Source organism: Streptomyces sp. B21-083, assembly GCF_036898825.1.
Classification (GTDB): domain Bacteria; phylum Actinomycetota; class Actinomycetes; order Streptomycetales; family Streptomycetaceae; genus Streptomyces.
On the sequence record NZ_JARUND010000002.1, the window covers coordinates 2,232,599 to 2,255,057 of the forward strand.

The following is a 22,459-nucleotide window of genomic DNA, read 5'->3' on the forward strand; positions in this document are numbered from 1 at the left end:
GGCACTCTCTCTTCTGGATCAAACTCTTCTGGATCAGTCGGAACTATGAAGTTGTGGGGGGTCAGCGGCGGGCGTACGGAGCCCAGGCGTACGGAGCCCAGCCGTCCGTCCCGCGCAGGTAGTCGGCGACGGTGTACGAAGCGGCGTCGGCGTCGCTCAACTGCGGCCGGTCAGCGGTCACTTGGGCGCCGGGTCCGTAGGTCCCGTACTCGGTGAAGCGGGCGTCCTTCCACGAGAAGCCGCTCATGTCGGTCCACGGCGAGGCCTTGATCGCGACAGGCAGCTCGGTGTCCCGGAAGAGGACCTGGGCCACGGCGTTCGGCTCGCCGCCCGGGTGCCAGGGCCGGCCGAGGTGGAAGGAGTCGGCGGGGGCATCGCTCACGACCTTCGAGCGGGTGATCAGGAAGCCGTACGGATTGCCCGTCCAGGTCGAAGCGGCGGTGACGTAGCCGTTGTTGGTGGTGGAACCCCGGGTCAGCGCGCGGATCACCGACCGCTCGATGACGGTCGTCGCCCGCCCGTAGATGAAGTCGACGTCGCCCTCGATGTACGCGTCGCGGACGTAGACCCGGCTGATCACGTCCAGCTTGGGGCTGTCGGTCATCAGGGTGTCCTGGTTGCCGAGGAAGGCGGTGTTCTCGAAGACGATGCGGTCGCCGGTCGTCTTCATCGCGAGCGCCTGCTCGCCCTTCAGCTCGACGGCGGCCTCGTCGAAGTCGTTGCTGAAGGTGAGGTTGCGGGCGGTGACGTCGTTCGCGGCGATCCGGACCGTCGCGCTGCCCGTCGAACCGCCGTACTCGGCGGGTGTGTCGTAGACGATGACGGTGTCGGAGCGCTTCCGGCCGGTCCCCTGGAGCAAAATGTTCGACTTGCCGGCCGGGATGAACACCTTCTCGCGGTACGTGCCCGGCGCGACGGCGACGGTCACCGGACTGGCGTTTCCAACGGGCACGGCGTCGACGGCGGCCTGGACGGTCGGGTAGTCGGCGGGGACGTTGAGCGTGACCGCGGCGCCGATCCGCGCCTGCGGCCCGGAAAAGCGCTTGACCAGCGCGGGTACGGCAGCGGCCGGGTCCAGCCGGTAGGCGTAGAAGTCACGCGGTTCGAAGGCGGTACCCCAGGTGTCCTGCCGGCCGCTGGCGTTCCTCAGGATCGACCCGCGCTGCACCAACTCGGCGGTGGCGTCCGCCTGGTAGGGATGCTGGACACCGTCGTAGTAGCTGTTCTCGATGACCATCTTCGTCTTGCCGCGCGACCAGTTCCCGTACGTCCAGACGGGATCGCCGTCGGCGACCTGCGCCGACACGTAGTTGTTGTAGAGGTGCGCGTAGGCGCAGTTGTCGGCGGACGGGTTGCGCTGCTTCGTGCCGGTGAACCAGTTGTGGTCGATGGTGATCTGGGTGAGCACGTTGGGTGTCCAGCCGATCCCGAACGCCTTGTTGTGGTTGGCGAACTGGTTGTCGGAGACGGTGATGTACTGGCTGTCCTTGCGGATGTCGAGCAGCCCGTCACCCATGTGCGCGAAGCGGTTGTGGTCGATCCACACGTGGTCGACGGTGTCCATCTGGATGGCGTCGAAGTCGGTCGTCTTGCCGTCCCAGTCGCCCTCGACATACGAGTCACGGATCGTCAGATTGCGGATGATCACGTTGCTGGTACCGGGGTTGAGGTGCAGCTCGCCGTGGACGATCTCACCGGTGGCACCGACACCGATGATCGTCTTGTTCGAGGCGACGACGACATCGGATCCGAAGGGCGCCACCGCGACCGAGCCGGCGACCCGGATGACGTACGGCTCCTCGGCCGACGCGTACTTCACCAACGAGGCCTGGTCCGTGACCGTGACCACCTTGCCGCCCGCGCCCCCGGTGGTGCCACCGGCGAGAGAGGCGAAGCCGTGCGGCTGGTCCGTCCAGCGGGCGGCCGTCGTCGTGGGGCTGTGGGAGGTGGCGGAGGCGGGCGCGGCGGCTGTCGCCTCGTCGACCGCCCCGAGGGTCAGGGCAGCCGTCAGACCCATGACGGTGGCCAGGGTTCTACCGGCTCCCGGCAAGCGCTTGCTAGGGAAGTGCGTCATTGCGGCTCCCAACAGGCATACGAATAAAGTGAGTTACAAGGAACTGACTCTGAACTGCGTGAACGTGGCCGCGCCGGCGTGTCCCCCGTCGGCGGGCGCGAGCGCGAAGAGCCCGAGCAGGGCACCGACCCAACGCCAGGGGGTGGCCGCGAACACCGGCCCGGACGACTCCCAGCCGTCCCCGGCGCCAAGGTCGTAGGAGAACCGGCAGCGCGCTCCCGCCCCGATCGCGATCCGCAGCCGGGCCCGCCCCTCGGGAGCCACTCGCGGCCGACCGGCGTCCCGCTCGCGCTCCGCGACGGACTCCGCGAACCGATGGACGAGCCGGACCGTCCCGTCGTGGGCCCGCTCCAGGCCGATCCAGCCGAAGGAGTCACCCAGCAGGGCCAGCCCGGCCCGCGCCCCCGGCTCCTCACTGTCGAGCCGCAAATCCACCTCGACCTCGCATGCGATGCCGGGCAACCGCTGGGTGAGGATGTTCGGGAGTTTCCGCAGGTCGTGGGCGTCGGCGCTGCGTACGCAGCTCAGCCGCAGCCCGTCCCCCGAGTGCTGCGTGGCCCAGCCGTCATGGGGGTTGGCCGTCCACTGCCACTGACGGCCGTACCGTCCGCCGGGGAAGTCGTCGTCGGTGGCGGGCGCGGCGGGCGACTGCACCGGCAGGTCCGGCTTGCGGTGTACGGCGACGGGGGCTCCGGCGTCACCCATGACGGGCCAGCCGTCCGCGCTGTCCGCCCCCCAGCTCATCGGCTGGAGGTGTACGACACGGCCGTACGGGCCCCGCTGCTGGAAGTGGAGGAACCAGTCCTCGCCCGCCGAGGTGCGCACCCAGCCGCCCTGGTGGGGCCCGTTGACGTCGGTGTCCCCCTGCTCCAGGACGATCCGCTCCTCGTACGGCCCGAAGAAGTCACGGGAGCGGAAGGCGCCCTGCCAGCCGGTGTCCACTCCCCCGGCGGGCGCCAGGATCCAGAACCAGCCGTCGTGCCTGTAGAGCTTCGGTCCCTCAAGGGTGAACCAGCCGGGGATGCGGTCGCCGTCGACGATCACCTTGCCCTCGTCCAGAAGTCCCGTGCCCTCGGGGTGCATTCGGTGGCCGGTGAGCCGGTTCTTCACGCCCGACCGGGACTTGGCCCAGGCGTGCACGAGATACGCCTCGCCGGTCTCCTCGTCCCACAGCGGGCACGCGTCGATCAACCCCTTGCCCTCCTTGACAAGGTGCGGGCTGGTCCAAGGGCCGCGTACGGCAGGGGCGTTGACCTGGAAGATGCCGTGGTCGGGGTCGCCCCAGAAGATCCAGAAGCGGTCGTCGTGATACCGCAACGAGGGCGCCCAGACCCCGCAGTCGTGGCGCGGAACCGTGAACTCGGCTGCCGGCCACAGGCGTTCGAGGGCATGACCGACGAGAGTCCAGTTGACGAGGTCCCGGGAGTGGAGCAGTGGCAGGCCGGGGGCCCGGCCGAAGCTGGACGCGGTGAGATAGAAGTCGTCGCCGACCCGGAGGACGTCCGGGTCGGACCAGTCGGCGTTCAGGACCGGGTTGCGGTATGTCCCGTCGCCGAGATCGGCGCTGGTGATCACGGGCTCACCGCCTTCCGTACGAGAACCGCGGCCTCGCCCCGGTCGAGGCGCCCGTCGGCGACGACCGTGACGATCCGGCGTACGGCTGTCTCACCCGGCCCGATCAGCAGTCGTTCGTCGGACGCGAGCGACGAGCCGACCCCCGGGTACTCCTCGGCCCGGACGAACCACGGGTCGCGGCGCGTCTGTTCGGTGGCACCGGCGAAGACGAGGGTCCAGTTGGCGCCGGCCAGGGCGACCCAGTCGGCGCGGGTGCCGTGGACCGCCGACTCGCCCTCGGTGGCGGCCGTGAAGACGTCGGGACTGCCGGCTTCCTTGCGGGCCCGCCAGAAGAAGCCGCCGTAGGCCGCGCCGGGGCGGCCGTTGGTGGCCGGGCTGCCGATGGAGAGGGGTGCGGAGGTGATGTTGGTGAGGGAGAAGGTGAAGTCCAACGCCCAGGCGGAGCTGGTGAGTTCGGTGGCGGCGACCGTACGGCGCTCACGCAGCAGTTCGCCGCCGCCGACCATCCAGCGGAGTTCCTCGACGAAGCCGTCGGGGTCGCGGAGCTGGTAGGCGGTGTGCCGCTGGGCTCCGTGGTTGTCCAGCTCGGTCGGTCCCTGGTCCCCTACGTAGGTGCGCCCGCCCCAGAAGTTGTGCCCCTCGACATCGGGTATGGCGACACCGACGCCGAGGTGGTGGGTGTGGTCGGCGGGGCTGAGCTCGGTGACAGCGGTGCCGGCCAGGGTGGTGACGGGGTGCAGATACGGGCGGGGCGCGTGGCGGAGCGGCAGCTCCGGCCGGCCGGTGTAGCGGCCGACCGGGCGGCCCGCGACCCGCAGGACCAGCGACTCGTTGGGCATCTGGTTCTGGTTCATCAGGTGCTCACCTCTTTGGGGAGCGCCCAGGGGGCGCCCAGCTCGGAGTAGAGGGAGAGGGTGTCGGCAGCCGCGGCGACCAGGCCGTCGATGCCGGGGACCACTCGGCGAGGGGTCTCTCCGGGCGCGAACTCCCAAGCGCCCGAGGGGAGTTCGGCCGGGTCGGGGGCCTGCCGGATCGCCTCGACGACCCGCATGAAGGCGCCTGTCTCGTCGGGCACGACCAGCAGTTCGGCGCCCTCGGTGAGATGGTCGACGAGGTTTTCCAGCAGGTCGGTGCGGTCGTACTCGTACTCCTCCGGGCCGTGTCCCGAGCGCTGGAGGAGCACACGGTCCTGCTTGTACCAGAAGGTGATCCGGCCGCTGGTGCCGTGCACGAGGACGTACGGGTCGTCCGGGTGTTCGGCGCACAGGGTGGCGGCGACGGTGACCGGGACGCCGTTCGCGGTGGATACGCGGACGCAGGAGGTGTCGTCGGACTCGATGTCGTTGGCGCGCAGCAGCTCGGTCTCGATGCCGGTGACGTCCTCGGCGCGGGTGTTGCCGCTGAGGGCGAGGCCGGTGGCGACGGCGTGCGCGAGCGGGTTGGTGAGGGCGCCGTCGATGACGTCCACACCGTTCAGCCTGCGCTTGCCGGCCCAGGGCGCGCGCCGGTAGTACGCCTCGTCGCGCGCCCACGCGCCCGCCCCGCCGACACCCGTCACCGTGCCGATGACGCCCTCGGCGATCAGTTCCCGGATCGCGGACAGGGCGTGCGAGCCCAGCGACTGGAATCCGATCTGGCAGGCGACCCCGGCCGCCGCGACCCCGTCGGCCATCCGCCGGAACTCCGCGTACGACGGCGCCGGCGGCTTCTCCAGCAGCAGGTGTACGCCCTTGGTGGCGGCGACGAGCGCGAGGTCGGTGTGGGTGGGGATCGGCGTGCAGATCACGGCGATCGCGGCGCCGGTGGAGTCGAGGAGGGCGCCGAAGTCGGAGGACTGCTCAGGCGCGGCGAGCCCCTCCAGCTCCTCGTCGCTCAGCGGGGTCAGCTCGCAGACGCCTGCCAGCCGGACGAGCCCCTTGTCCTGGAGCCGGCGGATGTTGGCGAGATGCCAGTGCCCGTGGCCGCGCGCTCCCGCGAGCACTACCGGAACCGGGGTGACCAGACGAGTGGCCTTCGGTGTCGTGTTCATGTGCGCCTCCCTGCGCCCGCGCCGCGTGCCACCTCTCGGTCGGCCGTGTCGGCGCTGTCGATCTTTGTGTGCAGGGTAGGCGTCCAGCCGACGTCGGCTGTGAGGTCGCGCTCGCTGCCAGAGTTGTAGGCGTTGTAGATGGTCAGAAGATCGACGGGGAAGCCGTTGAAGAGGGTGCCGGTCTGGTGCAGGGCGGTTCCGTTCCAGCTCTTGACCAGGTCGGCGGCCTCGACGTGCCCCGGGGTGGTGAAGGCGTTGTTCTCGGCGTACACGGCGGACTCGGTCGAGACCCCGAGGGAGTAGCGGTAGTCGTCGCCGTGGTCGATCAGGTAGCGGTTGTTGTAGACGTGCACCTGGCCGAAGCGGACACGCGGGGCGCGCTGGGTCAGCGAGCGGAACTCGTTGTGGTGCAGGGTGACGCGGAGTTTCCCGCGGTCGCCGGTGGCGGTGTCGCCGCTGCCGATGAGCATCGCCTTGTCGTGGTCGGCGAACCGGCTCCAGGAGACGGTGACCAGGTCGGAGCGGTTGGTGATGTCCAACAGGCCGTCGTGGCGAAGGTAGTTGCGGGCGAAGTAGGTGGGCTCGTCGGCGTCCGCGTGGCCCTTGTCGGAGGCGCTGACGTGGTCGACCCAGACATGGGTGGCGCCGTTGAGCCAGAGGTTGTCGTAGGCCGTCTTCCAGTCGCCCAGGCCACCGGAGTTGGGCTGCCAGACGGGGAAGCAGTCGTAGGCGTCTCGGAGTTCGAGGTTGCGGACGATCACGTTGTCCGCGTTCCTGACCTGGAGGCTCGCCCCCTTGAGGACGGCGCTCGAACCGAGCCCGAGGATGGTCGTGTTGGACCCGACCGGCAGCACGACCCGCTCGGCCTGCCGGGCCGCCGCGACCTGCCGGGCCTCCTCCGGCACCCCACTCGGCTTGGCGGAGCCCCAGGTGCGGGGGTCGTACGCGGCGAGGTACTCGCGCACGGTGTACCCGGTGCCGTCCTCGTAGTCGCCGCAGCTCAAGTGGTCACCGTTGTCAGCGGTGTTGGCGTCGATCGTCCCCGCGACACGGATGATCTTCGGGGTGGCGCTGCCGCCGTCGAGGGCGCGGACCAGCTCGCCGCGACTGCGTACGGTGAACACGTGGGCGTCGTCCGCCGCCGCGCCGCCGGTGGTGCCACCGTCGGCGGCGGCCCAGCCGTCGTTCGCGGGCAGCGTGTCGCGGCTGAGGTCACGGGCGTCGGCACCGGCCGGGGTACTCAGCACGGCGCCCAACAACCCTATGGCGGCGACGACTTGGGGAAGGCGTCTCATCCCTTCACCGCCCCCGCGCTGAAGCCGGTGATCAGCCACTTCTGGATGAAGGCGAAGACGATCACCACAGGCACGGCGGCGATGATGCCGCCCGCCGCGAGGGCGCCCAGGTCGACACTGTCCGCGCTCATCAGGGTGTTGAGACCGACCGGGATGGTCTGCTTGCCCTGGTCGCTGAGGAACATCAGGGCGAACAGGAAGTGGTTCCAGGAGTGCACGAAGGCGAAGGAGCCGACAGCGATCAACCCGGGCCGCAGCAAGGGCAGTACGACGATGCGGAACGCGGTGAAGCGGTTGCAGCCGTCGACCCAGGCGGCCTCCTCCAGGGTGTACGGCACGTTCCTGATGAAGCCGCTGATGAGGATCATCGAGAGCGGGAGCTGGAAGACCGTCTCGGCGATGATGACCGCGCCCAGCGAGTTGATCATCTGGAGCTGGGCGAAGATCTGGAACAGCGGCACCAGCAGCAGGGCCCCCGGCACGAACTGGGAGCAGAGCAGGGCCAGCATGAAGCCGCGCTTGACCTTGAAGTCGAAGCGGGCCAGGGCGTATCCGCCGGCCAGGGCGACGAGCGTCGTCATCACCAGCGTGGCGAGGCCGACGAGGATGCTGTTCTCGAAGTACGTGCCGAAGCTTCGCTCGGTCCACACCTTCTCGAAGTGGTCGTTGGTCATCGGCCAGGGGACCAGGGAGGTCGAACCGGCCGGGCGCAGAGCGAAGAGCAGGATCCAGTAGAAGGGGATGAGGGTGAAGACGAGGTAGATCCCCAGGGGGAGGTAGATCTGCCAGCGCGGGGCCTCGTCCCAGGCGCGGCGCTGCTTCTTGTGCGGGCGCGGCGGCTCGGGAACGTCGTCCACGGGCGTGGGCACGATCGCGGTGGCTTCCTTGGTGATCACTTGTTCTCCCCTCCGAACTTGCTGAGCCGCAGGTAGACGATCGAGAAGAAGAGCAGGATCACGAACGCGACCGTGGTGAGGGCCGACGCGTAGCCGAAGTTGTGGGCGTCGACGCTGGTGTTGGCGATGTAGAGCGGGAGTGTCGTGGTCTCGCCGGCCGGTCCGCCGCCCGTGAGGGTGTAGAGGAGGTCGACGTTGTTGAACTCCCAGACCGCGCGCAGCAGCGTGGACAGGACGATGGCGTCCTTGAGGTGCGGCAGCGTGATGTGCCAGAACTGCTTGAACCGGCTGGCGCCGTCGACCTCGGCGGCCTCGTACAGGTCCTTGGAGACGGACTGGAGGTCGGCGAGGATGAGGATCGCGAAGAAGGGCACGCCTCGCCAGAGGTCGGCGACGATCGCCGCCGGGAACACGGTGGAGGTGTCCGACAGCCAGCTCGTGCCGTACGTCCCGATGCCCGCGTCGGCGAGGTAACGGGTGATGCCTGTCTGGGAGTTGTAGAGCAGCACCCAGATCGCGGAGGTGAGGACGCCGGAGACGGCCCAGGGCGAGAAGACGAGCGCGCGGCCGATCGACCGCCCCACGAAGGTCTGGTTGACGATGAGCGCGAGCGCCAGACCGAACATCAGCTGCAGGCCGACCTCGACGACGACCCACTTGCCGCTGAAGACCAGGGTGTCCCAGAACTGGGGGTCCTTGGTGAAGGCGTGCGTGAAGTTGTCGAAACCCGCGAAGCCGTTGCGCCAGGGCTTGGTGGGGTTGAAGTTCTGCAGGCTGTAGTAGAAGACGCTGAGGACCGGGTAGGCGATGAAGCCCAGCATGAGCAGGGCGGCCGGTGCGATCAGCAGGTAGGGGAGCCTTCGCGGCGTCGCGGAGGCACGCCGGCGCCGGGGTGGCGTGGGCGGTTTCGCCACGACTGCGGCTTGGGCCATGACTGTTCTCCGTTCTCGGTACGTCGTGCGTGCGTCGTACGTGCGTGCGCGTGCGGGTACGTGCTTCGTGCGTGCGTCGTACAGGAAGCGCTTTCTCGCTGCGCAGGGGTGAGCGGTGTCGTGCGGCTCGGATGGGTCAGCCCGCGTACGGGTCGCGCACCTTGCCCGGCCTGGCCAGGAACTCGAAGTCGCAGCCGGTGTCGGCCTGCGTGATCTGCTCGTTGTAGAGCGCGCCGTAGCCGCGCTCGTACCGTTCGGCGGGCGGCGTCCACTCCGCCCGCCTGCGCGCCAACTCATCGTCGTTCACGTTGAGTTGAAGCGACCTTCCCTCGACGTCGAGGGTGATGGTGTCGCCGGTGCGGACGAGCGCGAGCGGCCCGCCGACATGCGACTCGGGGGCCACGTGCAGCACGCACGTGCCGTAACTGGTGCCGCTCATCCGGGCGTCGGAGATCCGCACCATGTCCCGTACGCCCTGCTTGAGCAGATGGTCGGGGATGGGCAGCATCCCGTACTCGGGCATGCCCGGGCCACCCTTGGGTCCGGAGCCGCGCAGCACCAGGACGGTGTCGGCGGTGATGCCCAACTCCGGGTCGTTGATGGTGCGTTGCATGGTGCGGTAGTCGTCGAAGACGACCGCGCGCCCGGTGTGCTTGAGCAGGTGCGGCTCGGCGGAGATGTGCTTGATGACGGCGCCGTCCGGACAGAGGTTGCCGCGCAGGACGGCGACCCCGCCCTCGCTCGCGACCGGCCTGTCGCGCGGCCGGATGACCTCGTCGTTGTGCACCGACACGCCGTCGAGCTGCTCGCGCATGCTGTCGTACGACACCGTCGGCCGGTCCAGATGGAGCAGGTCGGTGATCCGGGAGAGGAATCCGGGCAGGCCGCCGGCGAAGTGGAAGTCCTCCATGAGGTACGTCTGTCCGCCGGGCCGTACGTTGGCGAGCACCGGTACGGTCCGCGCGATGCGGTCGAAGTCGTCGAGGGTGAGCCGGACTCCGGCCCGGCCCGCCATGGCGATCAGATGGATCACGGCGTTGGTGGAGCCGCCGAGACCGAGGACGGTCGTGACGGCGTCGGTGAAGGCGTCGGCGGTGAGGATGTCGCTCAACTTCCGGTCCTGATGGACCAGTTCGACGATCCTCATACCTGACGCGGCGGCCATCCGGTCGTGCCCGGAATCGACGGCGGGGATGCTGGACGCCCCCGGCACGGTCACCCCGAGAGCCTCGGCGGCGGCGGTGAGCGTGGACGCCGTACCCATGGTCATGCAGTGACCGGGGGAACGGGCGAGCCCGCTCTCCAGCTCCGTCATCTCGCAGTCACCGATGAGCCCGGCACGCTTGTCGTCCCAGTACTTCCACATGTCGGTGCCGGAGCCGAGGATCTCGTTGCGCCAGTGCCCCGGCAGCATGGGCCCGGCGGGCACGAAGACGGCCGGCAGATCGACGGACGCGGCGCCCATCAGCAGGGCGGGCGTCGACTTGTCGCAGCCGCCCATCAGGACGGCCCCGTCGACCGGGTACGAGCGCAGCAGCTCCTCCGTCTCCATGGCGAGGAGGTTGCGGTAGAGCATCGGGGTCGGCTTCTGGAAGGTCTCGCTGAGCGTGGAGACCGGGAACTCCAGCGGGAATCCGCCGGCCTGCCACACGCCCCGCTTCACGGCCTGCGCCCGGTCACGGAGGTGCACATGGCAGGGGTTGATGTCCGACCAGGTGTTGAGGATCGCGATGACGGGCTTGCCGAGGTGCTCCTCGGGGAGGTAGCCGAGCTGGCGGGTACGGGCCCGGTGGCTGAAGGAACGCAGCCCGTCCGTGCCGTACCACTGGTGGCTTCTCAGCTCTTCCGGCGCTTTTCGTGCCTGGGCGGGCTTCATATGGACCACCCGGCGGCTATCGCGGCGACCTCGGCACGTTCGTCCTCGGGCAGCGCGCGGCTCGGCGGGCGGACGTCGCGGCGGCACAGGCCGAGAGAGGCGAGGGCCTCCTTGACGACGGTCACGTTGTTCGCGGAGGCGTTGGCACCGCGCAGCTCCTCGAAGCGGCGGATCTGCTCCCAGACCTTCATGGCGCCCGGGAAGTCACCCGACCGAAGCGCTTCGATCATGTTCAGCGAGACGGCCGGGGCGACGTTCACCAGGCCGGAGGTGAAGCCGGTGGCGCCGGCCGAGAAGTAGGAGGGCGCGTAGGGCTCGGCGAGCCCTGCCACCCACACGAAGCGTTCGAGGCCGGCGTCCCGCGCGAAGGCCGCGAACCGGGCGGCGTCCGGGACGGCGTACTTCACGCCGATGACGTTCGGACAGACATCGGCGAGTTCGGCGAGCCGCAGGCCGCTCAGCGAGGCGTTGCGGATATACGGAACGACCCCGAGTTCGGGGACGGCCTCGGCGATGGCCCGGTGGTAGTCGACCCAGCCGCCCTCGGAGACGTACGGGTGGATGGGCTGGTGCACCATCACCATCGCGGCCCCGCTGTCCTGGGCGTGCCGGGCGGCGGCCACCGCGGTCGGGACGTCATGGCCGACGCCGACGAGGATCACGCTGCGGTCGCCGACCTCGTCGAGGGTCAACTCGGTGACGAGGCGCCGCTCTTCGGGGGTCAGGGTGTAGAACTCGCCCGTGTTGCCGTTCGGCGTGAGGGTGGTGATACCGCCGTCGACCAGTCGGCGCAGCAGGGCCCGGTGAGCGATCTGGTCGACGGTGCCGTCCTCGGCGAACGGGGTCACCGGGATCGCCACCACGTCGGCCAGAGCCGCCCGTTGGGCCTCGAACGCCACGCCGCTCATTCCTGACCGCCCTCTCCCTTGACCTCGGACTCCCCTGCGGGGTAAGCCCGTTGCACGAACGACTCGATATGGGCGTGCAGGGCGCGTGCCGCGCCGTCGGAGTCACCGGCGAGGGCGAGCCGCAGGATCTCCCGGTGCTCGTCCGCCTCCCGCTCCCAGGAGGGGTTGGCGGCCCAGGCGACGGCGGAGACCAGGGCCGCCTGGTCGCGCACCTCGTCGAGCATCCGGCCGAGCAGCGGATTGCCGCACCGGACGTAGAGGGAGCGGTGGAACTCCCGGTTGGCCAGGGAGCGTTCGGCGGTGTCGGTGGCCTCGTCGGCCCTGGTCAGCGCATCACGAGCGGCGTCGAGCGAGGCTCCTCTGCGGACCGAACGCTTGAGGGCCTCCGGTTCGAGGAGCAGCCGTACGTCGTAGACCTCGCGCGCCATGTCCGCGTCCACCATGCGCACCGTGACACCCTTGTACTGGTTCATCACGACGAGCCCGGTGCCGGCCAGCGTCTTGAGCGCCTCGCGCACCGGGGTCTTCGACACCCCGAACTGTGCGGCGAGCTCGGTCTCGACCAGGGCCTGCCCCGGTGTCAACTGTCCGGTGAGGATGCGGTGTTTGATCCCCTCCAGCACGAACTGCGTGCGGGACGGGATCGGCGTGGGCACAGAGGTCATGCGTGCCTCTCGGAAGCTTGACGGATCGGATCCACCGGATCAGATCTCGCGTATCGGATCTCACATATCGCGTCTCATATATGACGTACGAAGTACGACGGCTTGAAGGTAGGAGGGCGGCTGTGTTTCGTCAACGCTTCTGACAAGAGAAGTTGAGAAGAGAGGTCGAGAAGAGACGCGAGAGAAGTCGAGAAGACGCACGGGGCCGGAGGTGTCCCGTGCGTCAGATGAGCTTCGTGGTGCCTTCGAACGCCGTGTCGGTGGGCCCGCCGAAAACAGCGGCGGCGCGGTCGGTGGCCGCCTCGGGGGTGAGCGTGGGCCCGACATGCGTGATGAGCAGCGAGGCGGCCCCCTTCGCGTACGCGCCCGCGTCCTCCGGCGTCAGATGCACCTGTTCGCCATCGCCATCGTCGTGCCGGTCGATGTCCGCCTCGCACAGGAACAGGTCGGCGCCCCGGGCGAGTTCGGCGAGCGCCTCGCAGGGTCCGGTGTCCCCGGAGTACGCGAGAACCTTCCCCTGCGACTCGGCGCGCAGCCCGTACGCCTCCATGCCGTGGGAGACGGCTCGGGTCGTGAGGCGCAGGTTCCAGTGCCGGACGGTGTGGCCGTCGTGCAGCGGCCTGAAGTCGAGGATTCCGCTCAGGAAGCCGAGGTTGGGCTGTCCGAAGAACCCCGCGATCCGGCGCGCGCACTCGCGCGGGGCGTAGACGGGGATCGGCGCGGGCGGGGTAAGGCCGCCGTACGCGAACCCGTACACGGCGGCGAGCAAGTCAGCGTTGTGGTCGGCGTGCAGATGGGAGATCCAGATGGCGGTGAGCCGTGCGGGATCGGTGTGCCTCTGCAATTCCGCGAAGGTTCCGGGCCCGGCGTCCATCCACACCTCGGCACCGCCGCCGCGCACCAGATAGCCGGAGCAGGGACGTCCCGGCGCCGGGTGCGGAGAGGCGGTGCCGAGGACGGTGAGGCTCAGGGGCATGCCCGGAGCGTACGGGGCGGGGCGCTCCGCGCGGGGCTGCTCGGGGTTTCTCTTCCCACCCACTCGCCAGTGCCGCTGTCTGCAGCGCAGGCCCGCGTATCTCAGTCCGTCCGGCGTTCCAGGACAAGACTGCTCCAGCCCAGGCCGTGTTTCCCACCCACCCGTCTGCCGCATCCATCCAGCGCAGACCCCGGCACCCCAGCCCGCCCGGCGTTCCAGGACAAGACTGCTCCAGCCCAGGCCGTGTTTCCCACCCACCCGTCTGCCGCATCCATCCAGCGCAGACCCCGGCACCCCAGCCCGTCCGGCGTTTGAGGACGAGGCCCGTTCAGGGCCGAAAGCGGGGGTCTGGGGGCGCAGCCCCCAGGGATGGGACGGGTAGGGGCGGCGGGGGCGAATCCAAGGCACCGTTCCTGGCCGGCATCGGCAGCGCCCTGCCGGCCTCGCCCTCCCCCCGCCCGCGGCAGCCTTGTGGTGGCCTCAGCGCCGGGCGATGGCGTCCCGTACCGTGTCCAGATCGCCGTCCGACGCCAACCCGGCGTGATAGAGCCGCAGTTCGGTGGCGCCGAGGCCGGCCGCGCGCTCCGCGTCCGCCGCGAGGGTGGCCGGGCTGCCGCCCATCCCGGAGACCACGACGAAGTTGGCGGCCAGGACGGCGCCGTCCCGCCGCACCTCCGCGAACGGTGTCAGCAGGCCCGCCCCTCCCGTGCACGGCACCACCACACCGTCCGCGACGGACAGGATGTGCTCGGGATCCACGCCCGGGTTGGCGCCGACGTGGTAGGACACGGGGTCGGCGTGCAGCAGCACCTGGAAGCCGGCCGGAGCCGCCGCCCGGACCGCCGCGACGGCCGCCTCCTGGAGCGTGCGGGCCGTTTCCTCACGCCACGCGAGCGTGCGGGCGGCTTTGTCGTCGCCGAGGGCCTTCTCGACCCCTGCCCACCCCCCGTGATCCGGTTCGCCCCGCCACAGGGGCTCCAGGGCGGCGCGTACGGCCGCCGCCAGCTCGTCGGGATCGAGGCCCTGGCCGCCGTAACCCGCCCGGCAGGAGGGGCAGAAGCAGAGCGCCATCAGATACTGGCCGGCGTCGCCGAGCCCGATGGCGCCGGTCTTGTCGTGGGCGTGCAGATGCGTGAGTCCGTACCAGCCGAGGGACTCCAGTTCCGTACCGCGCGCTCCGGGCCGTACGGCGGCCTCGACGGCGAGATCGACGAGGTACGCGCGCGTGGCGGGCTGCGCGATACAGGGCGCCCACGGGTAGTGGTCCCCGTAGGCGTTGACCACGGAGGTGTCCGGACGGTCGGCGCCCAGGCGGGAGTTGTGCGCGAGGACGACCCAGGTGTGCACGTCGAGGCCCGCCTCCGCGAGGGCGTCGGCGGCCTCGCCGTACGCGTCCCCGGGGGCCCACGCTCCGGCGGCGTACGGCCGCAGCTCACGGCCCGCCCAGCGCTCGTCCGTGGGGTACAGCACGGCCGCGTGCTCGGCGGTGACGATGCGGTGACGCGGGTGACGGGGGGTCAACGCGCGCGTGGAGTGGTACGCGGAGGCGAGGGTCACCTGTTCCACGCCGAGCGCGGCGATCTGCCGGGCGGCGTCGGGGTCGCCGTTGACGTCCCAGGGATAGACGAATGCGGACGCCTTCACACGCTCTCCTCGAACTTGGATTCAACACCGTCATCGCCGTGGCGGTCGCCGTCGGCCCCCGCACCGCTGCCGGCACCGGACTCGGCGTCGAGCAGCGCGTAACCCCGCTCCACGAGCCGCACGAGCTGCTTGACATGATCCTCGGTCGGCTCGTGCAGCGGCGGCCGGACCTCCCCGACGGCGAGCCCGGCCTGCCGTACGCCGGCCTTGACGAGCGAGACGGCGTATCCGCGCCCCTGCGCCCGCAGCTCGACGAACGGCCGGTAGAAGCCGTCCACGAGCCGGTTGGCGGTGGCGTCGTCACCGGTGCCCAACGCCTTGTGGAAGGCGAGCGCGATCTCGGGCGCGAAGCAGAAGACGGCCGACGAGTAGAGGGTGACGCCGATGCCCTTGTAGGCGAGCCCGGTCAGTTCCGCGGTCGGCAGCCCGTTGAAGTACAGGAAGTCACCGGGCACCTCCGTGCGGACGGCGCTCACGATCCGCTGCATCAGGTCCATGTCGCCGAGCCCGTCCTTCAGCCCGATGATCCCCTCGGTACGCGCCAGCCCGACGACGGTCCCGGGGGTGAACACGGCGTTGTCGCGCTGGTAGACGATGACCGGCAGGGCGGTGGCGGCGGCCAGCTCCTGGTAGTGGCGCAGGAGCCCCTCCTGCCCGGCCACGACCAGGTACGGCGGCATGGCGAGCAGCCCGTCGGCCCCGGCGTCCCGCGCGAGACGCGCGTACCGCACGGCGAGCGCGGTGCCGTACCCGGCGCCCGCGACCACGGGCACGCGCCCGGCCGTCGCCTCGACCGCCGCCCGTACACAGTCCTGGAACTCCTCCGGCGTCAGCGCGTGGAACTCCCCGGTGCCGCAGCACGCGAAGACGGCAGCGGCCCCCGCCTCCACCCCCCGTCGCACATGCGTGCGGTACACGTCGAGGTCGAGCGAGCCGTCGGGGCCGTACGCGGTGACGGGGAAGAACAGCGGACCGCTCGGGACGGTGAGTCGGGCGGCGAGGGGGGCTGGCGTCACGGGCTCTCCCTGGACAGGCTGGACAGGCATTCGTGCACGCTTCTGATTCATGTCTACATTTCTGAACACTTTCACGCTAAGGGCCCATCGCGGGGCGGGTCAAGCCGACCGACACCCGCTCGGGGGCGGAATGGGCAGCTCTGCGCCACACTTGACGACACCCGCCACCGCTCCATAGCGTGTCCACGAATGTGAATGCCGTACACGCATACGGCCGCCACATCAAGGAGGTCCCCAGGACCCCTCCAGGAGCCCGAAGGAGACCCGAGGATGCCCGCTCCCCGCACCGTCCTGCTCACCGGCGCCGCCGGCGGACTCGGCACCCTGATGCGGGACCTGCTCCCGTCCTACGGCTACGAACTGCGCCTCCTCGACCTGCTCCCCGTCGAGGGCGAACCGGACGCGATCACCGCGGACCTCACGGACAGGGCAGCGCTGCGCGAGGCCGTGCGGGGCGTCGACGCGATCATCCATCTCGCGGGCATCTCCCTGGAAGCCTCTTTCGACAAGATCCTCAAGGCGAACATCGAGGGCACGTACAACCTGTACGAGGCCGCGCGCGAGGAGGGTGTCGGACGCGTCGTCTTCGCCTCCTCCAACCATGCGGTGGGCTTCACCCCCCGCCCCCAGGGCGCCGATCCCCTGATCCCGGTCGACACCCCGCACCGCCCGGACACCTTCTACGGCCTCTCCAAGGCCTTCGGCGAGGACCTGGCCCAGTTCTACTGGGACAAGCACGGCCTGGAGACCGTCTCCGTCCGCATCGGCTCCTGCTTCCCCGAGCCGACCAGCGTGCGCATGCTGTCCCTGTGGATGAGCCCCGCTGACGGCGCCCGCCTCTTCCACGCGGCCCTGACCGCCGAGCAGGTCGGCCACACCGTCGTCTACGGCTCCTCCGCCAACACCCGCCTGTGGTGGGACCTGGACACCGCGCGGGCGCTCGGCTACACCCCGCAGGACGACTCCGAGCCGTACGCCGAGAAACTCATCGCCGAACAGGGCGAACTCCAGGACGGCAACGAGGGCCACGCCTACCTGGGCGGCCAGTTCGTGACGGACCCCCCGATCTGGCCGTACTGAGCAGACGGACACCGAACGGGCGGCCCGCCGCCCCATTCGGGCATACGAACATACGGCTGCCGCCCCCTTGGAAGGGCGCGCCAGCGCCCTCCCAAGGGGCGCGGGGAACTGCGCGACCAGCCACAACGGGCCCGCGGCCGCCACCCGACAGCACTCACCGAGCCCTCAGGCCCCACCCGAACCCCGACAAGCCCGAACGGGCACACCCGGGCACTTTCGCCCCCGTAACAGACCTGGTCACCACCCCGCACCCGCTGTAGAACTTCCCCCACAGGGCCCGAACGGGCAACGCGGGAGAAAAGCGGGTGACGACATGACCAACACCGCCGAAGACCGCCAGCGGCACATCGTGCGCACCGCCCGCGCCACCGGCTCCGTCGACGTGACCACGCTCGCCACCGATCTCGGCGTGGCCAAGGAGACCGTACGGCGCGATCTGCGCGCCCTGGAGGACCACGGCCTCATCCGCCGCACCCACGGCGGCGCCTACCCCGTGGAGAGCGCCGGTTTCGAGACGACGCTCGCCTTCCGCGCCACCAGCCACGTGCCCGAGAAGCGCCGGATCGCCGCCGCGGCGGCCGAACTGCTCGGGGACGCCGAAACGGTCTTCGTCGACGAGGGGTTCACCCCCCAGCTCATCGCCGAGGCACTGCCCAGGGACCGACCGCTGACCGTGGTCACCGCGTCCCTGCCCGTCGCGGGCGCGCTCGCGGGGGCCGAGAACACCTCGGTCCTGCTGCTCGGCGGCCGGGTCCGCCCCGGCACCCTCGCGACGGTCGACCACTGGACGACGAAGATGCTGGCCGGCTTCGTCCTGGACCTGGCCTACATCGGCGCCAACGGCATCTCCCGAGAACACGGCCTGACCACACCCGACCCGGCCGTCAGCGAGGTCAAGGCACAGGCGATCCGGGCCTCGCGGCGCACGGTGTTCGCGGGCGTGCACACCAAGTTCGGGGCGGTCAGCTTCTGCCGCTTCGCCGACATCGGCGACCTGGACACGATCGTCACGAGCACCCTGCTGCCCACGGCGGAAGCGCACCGCTATGCCCTGCGAGGCCCGCAGATCATCCGCGTCTGAAACCCCGACTCATCCACTCCACACCCCTCTTGAGGACACCCCACTCCCCGGCGTGCCCTTTATACCCCCATACCTCCAGGAGCGATCCATGCGAACCCCGAGCCGACGGAGGCCACGAGCCACGCTCGCCCTGGCCGCCGCAGGGACGCTGCTCACCCCGTTGCTCTCCGGCTGCTGGGCCGGAGCGGGCGGGTCCGGTTCCGGCGGCGACGCCGTCAACGTCCTGATGGTGAACAACCCGCAGATGGTGGAGTTGCAGAAACTCACCGCGGCCCACTTCACCGAAGAGACCGGTATCAAGGTCAACTTCACCGTCCTGCCCGAGAACGACGTCCGCGACAAGATCAGCCAGGACTTCGCCAACCAGGCGGGCCAGTACGACGTGGCGACCCTCTCCAACTACGAGATACCGATCTACGCCCGCAACGGCTGGCTGCACGAGATGAACACGTACGTCGCGAAGGACAGCGCGTACGACGAACAGGACGTCCTCACACCGATGCGCCAGTCCCTCACCGGCGACGACCGCAAGCTGTACGGCCAGCCCTTCTACGGCGAGTCGTCCTTCCTGATGTACCGCAAGGACGTGTTCGAGGCGAAGGGCCTCATCATGCCCCCGCACCCCACCTGGACCCAGGTCGCCGGCCTGGCGGCGAAGGCCGACGGCGCCGAGCCGGGCATGAAGGGCATCTGCCTGCGCGGACTGCCGGGCTGGGGCGAGGTCATGGCACCCCTCACCACGGTCGTGAACACCTTCGGCGGCACCTGGTTCGACAAGAACTGGAAGGCGCGGCTCGACTCCCCCGAGTGGAAGCGGGCGGTGACCTTCTACGTCGACCTCGTCCGCGACCACGGCGAGTCCGGCGCCCCTCAGTCCGGTTTCGCCGAGTGCCTCAACAACATGACCCAGGGCAAGGTCTCCATGTGGTACGACGCCACCTCCGCGGCCGGCTCCCTGGAGTCGGCGAACTCCCCCGTCAAGGGGAAGATCGGTTACGTACCCGCCCCCGTCGAGAAGACGGAGTCCTCCGGCTGGCTCTACACCTGGGCCTGGGGCATCCAGAAGGCGTCCCGAAACCCCGACGACGCCTGGAAGTTCGTGTCCTGGGCGTCCAGCAAGCGGTACGAGCAGCTGGTCGGCGACAAGATCGGCTGGTCCGACGTCCCGGCCGGCAAGCGCGCGTCGACGTACGAGAACCCCGCCTACCGCCAGGAAGCCGCCGCCTTCCAGGAGACGACGAAGGAGGCCATCGAGGGCGCCCGCCCCGAGGACCCCGGAGTCCAGCCGCGTCCGGCACCCGGCATCCAGTTCGTCGGCATCCCCGAGTTCACCGATCTCGGCGCCAGGGTGTCGCAGGAGATCAGCGCGGCCATCGCCGGACGCCAGTCCGTCGAGTCGGCCCTGAGGAAGTCCCAGAAGCTGGCCGAGGAGATCTCCGAGGAGTACGAGGGACGATGACCGCGACCACCACAGCACCGACAGCCACCGCACCCGCCGTGCGCGCCCGGCAGCGCCCCTCGGGCGACCGGCTGCGCGCCTGGGCCACCCGGGCCCCGCTGCTCCCCGCCCTGATCTTCATGGTCGCCGTGACCCAACTCCCGTTCGTGGCCACGCTGGTGATCTCGTTCTTCGACTGGAACGCGCTCTACCCGAAGGCCCGCCGCTTCACCGGCTTCGCCAACTACACGGAGGTCCTGACCGACGCCGACCTGCGCCACTCCGTGTGGACGACGGTCCTGCTCACGGCGGCGGTGGTCCTGGCCAGCCTGGTCCTGGGCCTGGCCCTGGCGCTTCTCCTCGACCGCCGCTTCCGCGGCCGGGGTTTCGTCCGCACGCTCCTCATCGCCCCCTTCCTGGTGGTCCCAGTGGCGGCGGCCCTGCTCTGGAAGCACGTGCTCTACAACCCCGAATACGGCCTGCTCAACGGCCTGTTGCACTACGTGGGAGGCCCGCAGCCGGACTGGATCTCGAACACCCCGCTGCTCGCGGTGGAGGCGTCGCTGGTCTGGCAGTGGACGCCGTTCATGATGCTGATCCTGCTGGCCGGCCTGCAGAGCCGCGACCAGCAGCAGATCGAGGCGGCGAAGGTGGACGGCGCGAACGACTGGCAGATCTTCCGCCATCTGACCCTCCCCCATCTGCGCCGCTACCTCGAACTCGGCGCCCTGCTGGGCTCGATCTACATCGTCCAGAACTTCGACGCGGTCTTCACGATCACCTCGGGCGGCCTGGGCACGGCGAACCTCCCCTACACCGTCTACCAGAGCTTCTACCAGGCCCACGAGAACGGCCTCGCCTCCGCGGCCGGCGTCCTGGTGGTCATCGGCTCGATCATCATCGCGACCTTCGCGCTGCGCGTGGTGTCGTCCCTGTTCCGCGAGGAGGCGTCCCGAGCATGAGCGCCACGACAGAACCGGCAGAAACAGCGGAAGAGACCGGAGAGACAGAAACGGCGGTACGCGTACGTCCGCGCCGCACCCGAGGAGCGGGCCTGGGTCTGTTGGCCTGGCTTGCGGGCATCCTCTTCTTCCTCCCGATCGCGTGGATGGCCCTGACGTCCTTCCACTCGGAGGAGGACGCGGCGACCAACCCCCCGTCCTTCGGCGCCGCGCTGACCCTCGACGGCTACCGCGAGTTCTTCGGCACGGGTGGCGGCGCGAGCCCCTGGCCGCCCCTGATCAACTCGACGGTGGCCTCGGTGACTTCGACACTGTGCGTCCTGATCCTGGCCCTCCCCGCGGCGTACGCCCTGTCGATCCGCCCGGTGAAGAAATGGACGGACGTCCTGTTCTTCTTCCTCTCGACGAAGATGCTGCCGGTGGTGGCGGGCCTGCTGCCGATCTACCTGTTCGCGAAGAACACGGACACGCTGGACAACATCTGGCTGCTGGTCATCCTCTACACGTCGATGAACCTGCCGATCGCGGTGTGGATGATGCAGTCGTTCCTCTCCGAGGTCCCGGTCGCGATCATCGAGGCGGCAAGGGTGGACGGGGCGCGCCTGCCCACGGTCCTGACCCGCGTTGTAGCCCCCATAGCCCTCCCCGGCATAGCCGCCACAGCCCTGATCTGCTTCATCTTCAGCTGGAACGAACTGCTGTTCGCCCGAGTGCTGACGGGGGTGGTGGCGGAGACAGCCCCCGTCTTCCTGACCGGCTTCATCACCAGCCAGGGCCTGTTCCTGGCGAAGGTGTGCGCCGCGTCGCTCGTCATCTCCCTGCCGGTGCTCGCCGCGGGATTCGCCGCCCAGGACAAACTGGTCCAGGGCCTGTCACTGGGAGCCGTGAAGTGAAGGCAGCCGTCATCGAGTCCGTGGGCAACGCCGTCGTCACCGAGGTCCCCGACCCGACGCCCGGCCCCCGCGAGGTCGTCGTCGAGGTCGCGGCCTGCGGCCTGTGCGGCACCGACCTGCACATCCTCCAGGGCGAGTTCGCCCCCACACTGCCGATCGTGCCGGGGCACGAGTTCGCGGGGGAGGTGGTGGGCGTGGGTACGGCGGTCACGGAACTGTCGCTGGGCGACAGGGTCGCGGTGGACCCCTCCCTCTACTGCCACGAGTGCCGCTACTGCCGCACGGGCCACAACAACCTCTGCGAACGCTGGGCGGCGATCGGCGTGACGACGGCGGGCGGCGCGGCCCAGTACGCGGTCGCCCCCGTCGCCAACTGCGTACGTCTGCCGGAGCACATCCGCACCCAGGACGCGGCGCTGGTGGAGCCGCTGTCGTGCGCGGTACGGGGCTACGACGTCCTGCGCTCCCGGCTCGGCGCCCACGTCCTGATCTACGGCTCGGGAACGATGGGCCTGATGATGCTGGAGCTGGCCAAACGGACAGGCGCGGCGAGTGTCGACGTGGTCGACATCAACGCGCAGCGCCTGTCCACGGCCCAGTTGCTCGGCGTATCCGGCTCGGCGACGAACGCGGACGAGCTGGACCGTCCCCAGGGCTGGGACGTCGTCGTGGACGCCACGGGCAACGCGGCGGCGATCCAGGACGGCCTGGACCGGGTCGCGAAGGCGGGCACGTTCCTCCAGTTCGGCGTCGCGGACTACGCGACCCGGGTCACGATCGACCCGTACCGCGTCTACAACCAGGAGATCACCATCACGGGGTCGATGGCGGTGCTGCACAGCTTCGAACGGGCGGCGGAACTGTTCGCAGGTGGGGTCCTGAACCCGGAGGTGTTCATCAGCGACCGCCTGCCACTGGGGAGTTATCCGCAGGCGTTGGAGCAGTTCGCGTCGGGGGTGGGCCGGAAGATCGTGGTGGTGCCGTAGAAGACGTTTCCCACCCACCCACCCGTTCACCGCCTCAATCCAGCCCAGGCCCCGACATCCCAGCCCGTCCGGCGTTTGAGGACAAGGCCCGCACCCCCAGCCCGTCCGGCGTTTGAGGACAAGGCCCGTTCAG

19 protein-coding genes are annotated in these 22,459 nt (G+C 69.9%); 6 read left to right on the plus strand and 13 right to left on the minus strand.

What is annotated here, in order from left to right:
* Positions 1 to 61: 61 nt before the first annotated feature.
* The 13 genes from QA861_RS33965 to QA861_RS34025 all read right to left on the minus strand — a co-directional run bounded on the left by QA861_RS33965 (position 62) and on the right by QA861_RS34025 (position 15,886).
* A complete protein-coding gene (locus tag QA861_RS33965; RefSeq protein WP_334592492.1) occupies positions 62 to 2,074 on the minus strand; it encodes a pectinesterase family protein in 2,013 nt (670 codons plus the stop codon).
* A 33-nt stretch (positions 2,075 to 2,107) separates the two neighbouring features.
* Entirely contained in the window at positions 2,108 to 3,649 is a 1,542-nt protein-coding gene (locus QA861_RS33970; RefSeq protein ID WP_334592493.1) for a glycoside hydrolase family 43 protein, read from the minus strand.
* Positions 3,646 to 4,503, minus strand: coding sequence for a DUF6807 domain-containing protein (locus tag QA861_RS33975; protein WP_334592495.1), 858 nt, complete (start codon positions 4,501 to 4,503; stop codon positions 3,646 to 3,648). The genes QA861_RS33970 and QA861_RS33975 overlap by 4 nt, the downstream gene beginning before the upstream one ends.
* On the minus strand, positions 4,503 to 5,678 hold the full coding sequence (locus tag QA861_RS33980) for a Gfo/Idh/MocA family protein (RefSeq protein ID WP_334592496.1): 1,176 nt from the start codon (positions 5,676 to 5,678) through the stop codon (positions 4,503 to 4,505). Before QA861_RS33980 ends, QA861_RS33975 begins: the two co-directional genes overlap by 1 nt.
* On the minus strand, positions 5,675 to 6,973 hold the full coding sequence (locus tag QA861_RS33985) for a pectate lyase family protein (RefSeq protein ID WP_334592497.1): 1,299 nt from the start codon (positions 6,971 to 6,973) through the stop codon (positions 5,675 to 5,677). The genes QA861_RS33980 and QA861_RS33985 overlap by 4 nt, the downstream gene beginning before the upstream one ends.
* Positions 6,970 to 7,869 carry a carbohydrate ABC transporter permease gene (locus tag QA861_RS33990; protein WP_443041616.1) on the minus strand — a complete coding sequence of 300 codons (900 nt, stop codon included), beginning with the start codon at positions 7,867 to 7,869 and terminating at the stop codon, positions 6,970 to 6,972. The genes QA861_RS33985 and QA861_RS33990 overlap by 4 nt, the downstream gene beginning before the upstream one ends.
* Positions 7,866 to 8,801: a carbohydrate ABC transporter permease gene (locus tag QA861_RS33995; RefSeq protein ID WP_334592498.1), complete on the minus strand. Its 936-nt coding sequence runs from the start codon at positions 8,799 to 8,801 to the stop codon at positions 7,866 to 7,868. Before QA861_RS33995 ends, QA861_RS33990 begins: the two co-directional genes overlap by 4 nt.
* Positions 8,802 to 8,937: 136 nt before the next feature.
* Positions 8,938 to 10,677 (minus strand): L-arabinonate dehydratase, encoded by a 1,740-nt coding sequence (gene araD, locus QA861_RS34000; protein WP_334592500.1) that lies wholly within the window; start codon positions 10,675 to 10,677, stop codon positions 8,938 to 8,940.
* Positions 10,674 to 11,585, minus strand: coding sequence for a dihydrodipicolinate synthase family protein (locus tag QA861_RS34005; protein WP_334592501.1), 912 nt, complete (start codon positions 11,583 to 11,585; stop codon positions 10,674 to 10,676). Before QA861_RS34005 ends, araD begins: the two co-directional genes overlap by 4 nt.
* On the minus strand, positions 11,582 to 12,250 hold the full coding sequence (locus tag QA861_RS34010; protein WP_334592502.1) for a GntR family transcriptional regulator: 669 nt from the start codon (positions 12,248 to 12,250) through the stop codon (positions 11,582 to 11,584). Before QA861_RS34010 ends, QA861_RS34005 begins: the two co-directional genes overlap by 4 nt.
* Before the next feature lie 223 nt (positions 12,251 to 12,473).
* Positions 12,474 to 13,226 (minus strand): MBL fold metallo-hydrolase, encoded by a 753-nt coding sequence (locus QA861_RS34015; protein WP_334592503.1) that lies wholly within the window; start codon positions 13,224 to 13,226, stop codon positions 12,474 to 12,476.
* Between the two features lie 480 nt (positions 13,227 to 13,706).
* Positions 13,707 to 14,870, minus strand: a complete 1,164-nt coding sequence (locus tag QA861_RS34020; protein WP_334592504.1) for a hypothetical protein — start codon at positions 14,868 to 14,870, stop codon at positions 13,707 to 13,709.
* On the minus strand, positions 14,867 to 15,886 hold the full coding sequence (locus tag QA861_RS34025; RefSeq protein ID WP_334592505.1) for a 5-dehydro-4-deoxyglucarate dehydratase: 1,020 nt from the start codon (positions 15,884 to 15,886) through the stop codon (positions 14,867 to 14,869). The genes QA861_RS34020 and QA861_RS34025 overlap by 4 nt, the downstream gene beginning before the upstream one ends.
* Before the next feature lie 270 nt (positions 15,887 to 16,156).
* On the opposite strand from QA861_RS34025, the gene QA861_RS34030 reads away from it, so the two are divergent.
* From QA861_RS34030 to QA861_RS34055, 6 genes are all read left to right on the plus strand, one after another.
* The gene (locus tag QA861_RS34030) at positions 16,157 to 16,966 is read left to right on the plus strand and encodes an NAD-dependent epimerase/dehydratase family protein (RefSeq protein WP_334592506.1); all 810 of its coding nucleotides are present in this window, start codon (positions 16,157 to 16,159) and stop codon (positions 16,964 to 16,966) included.
* Between the two features lie 313 nt (positions 16,967 to 17,279).
* A complete protein-coding gene (locus tag QA861_RS34035; RefSeq protein ID WP_334592507.1) occupies positions 17,280 to 18,047 on the plus strand; it encodes a DeoR/GlpR family DNA-binding transcription regulator in 768 nt (255 codons plus the stop codon).
* Positions 18,048 to 18,135: 88 nt separating this feature from the next.
* Entirely contained in the window at positions 18,136 to 19,506 is a 1,371-nt protein-coding gene (locus QA861_RS34040; RefSeq protein WP_334592508.1) for an ABC transporter substrate-binding protein, read from the plus strand.
* The gene (locus tag QA861_RS34045) at positions 19,503 to 20,447 is read left to right on the plus strand and encodes a carbohydrate ABC transporter permease (protein ID WP_334592509.1); all 945 of its coding nucleotides are present in this window, start codon (positions 19,503 to 19,505) and stop codon (positions 20,445 to 20,447) included. The genes QA861_RS34040 and QA861_RS34045 overlap by 4 nt, the downstream gene beginning before the upstream one ends.
* Positions 20,444 to 21,340, plus strand: coding sequence for a carbohydrate ABC transporter permease (locus QA861_RS34050; protein WP_334592510.1), 897 nt, complete (start codon positions 20,444 to 20,446; stop codon positions 21,338 to 21,340). The genes QA861_RS34045 and QA861_RS34050 overlap by 4 nt, the downstream gene beginning before the upstream one ends.
* The gene (locus tag QA861_RS34055; RefSeq protein ID WP_334592511.1) at positions 21,337 to 22,326 is read left to right on the plus strand and encodes a zinc-dependent alcohol dehydrogenase family protein; all 990 of its coding nucleotides are present in this window, start codon (positions 21,337 to 21,339) and stop codon (positions 22,324 to 22,326) included. Before QA861_RS34050 ends, QA861_RS34055 begins: the two co-directional genes overlap by 4 nt.
* Positions 22,327 to 22,459: the final 133 nt, after the last annotated feature.

What these genes read in the sequence shown, in the direction of transcription:
- QA861_RS33965 (WP_334592492.1), bottom strand. Translation starts at nt 2,074, where the DNA reads ATGACGCACTTCCCTAGCAAGCGCTTGCCGGGAGCCGGTAGAACCCTG.
- QA861_RS33975 (WP_334592495.1), bottom strand. Translation starts at nt 4,503, where the DNA reads ATGAACCAGAACCAGATGCCCAACGAGTCGCTGGTCCTGCGGGTCGCG.
- QA861_RS33980 (WP_334592496.1), bottom strand. Translation starts at nt 5,678, where the DNA reads ATGAACACGACACCGAAGGCCACTCGTCTGGTCACCCCGGTTCCGGTA.
- QA861_RS33985 (WP_334592497.1), bottom strand. Translation starts at nt 6,973, where the DNA reads ATGAGACGCCTTCCCCAAGTCGTCGCCGCCATAGGGTTGTTGGGCGCC.
- QA861_RS33995 (WP_334592498.1), bottom strand. Translation starts at nt 8,801, where the DNA reads ATGGCCCAAGCCGCAGTCGTGGCGAAACCGCCCACGCCACCCCGGCGC.
- araD (WP_334592500.1), bottom strand. Translation starts at nt 10,677, where the DNA reads ATGAAGCCCGCCCAGGCACGAAAAGCGCCGGAAGAGCTGAGAAGCCAC.
- QA861_RS34005 (WP_334592501.1), bottom strand. Translation starts at nt 11,585, where the DNA reads ATGAGCGGCGTGGCGTTCGAGGCCCAACGGGCGGCTCTGGCCGACGTG.
- QA861_RS34010 (WP_334592502.1), bottom strand. Translation starts at nt 12,250, where the DNA reads ATGACCTCTGTGCCCACGCCGATCCCGTCCCGCACGCAGTTCGTGCTG.
- QA861_RS34015 (WP_334592503.1), bottom strand. Translation starts at nt 13,226, where the DNA reads ATGCCCCTGAGCCTCACCGTCCTCGGCACCGCCTCTCCGCACCCGGCG.
- QA861_RS34030 (WP_334592506.1), top strand. Translation starts at nt 16,157, where the DNA reads ATGCCCGCTCCCCGCACCGTCCTGCTCACCGGCGCCGCCGGCGGACTC.
- QA861_RS34035 (WP_334592507.1), top strand. Translation starts at nt 17,280, where the DNA reads ATGACCAACACCGCCGAAGACCGCCAGCGGCACATCGTGCGCACCGCC.
- QA861_RS34040 (WP_334592508.1), top strand. Translation starts at nt 18,136, where the DNA reads ATGCGAACCCCGAGCCGACGGAGGCCACGAGCCACGCTCGCCCTGGCC.
- QA861_RS34045 (WP_334592509.1), top strand. Translation starts at nt 19,503, where the DNA reads ATGACCGCGACCACCACAGCACCGACAGCCACCGCACCCGCCGTGCGC.
- QA861_RS34050 (WP_334592510.1), top strand. Translation starts at nt 20,444, where the DNA reads ATGAGCGCCACGACAGAACCGGCAGAAACAGCGGAAGAGACCGGAGAG.